Source organism: Bartonella sp. AA86SXKL, assembly GCF_042196885.1.
On the sequence record NZ_JBHIRE010000574.1, the window covers coordinates 1 to 264 of the forward strand.

Here is a 264-nt window from a genome sequence, read left to right on the forward strand (position 1 = left end):
GTGGACTTAAAGCACGACCGGGAGAAGTCTCGCTTGCACATAATGGTGTCTTATTTCTTGACGAATTACCGGAATTTTCTCCACAGGTCCTCGATTCTCTTCGTCAACCTTTAGAAAGCGGAGAATGTGTTATCGCCCGCGCTAACCACCATATCAGCTATCCTGCCCGTATCCAACTCATTGCCGCGATGAACCCTTGTCGATGTGGCATGGCAGGCGAAAAAAATCATGTTTGCGCAAAAGGAATACGCTGTCAAATCGATT

Annotated in this window: 1 protein-coding gene; it reads left to right on the top strand. The window is 47.3% G+C overall.

Going from position 1 to position 264, the window contains the following annotated elements; genetic code table 11:
• Window positions 1-264, top strand: a 264-nt coding sequence (locus tag ACFIO5_RS13350; protein WP_375705676.1) for an ATP-binding protein, incomplete at both ends; no start/stop codon positions are given.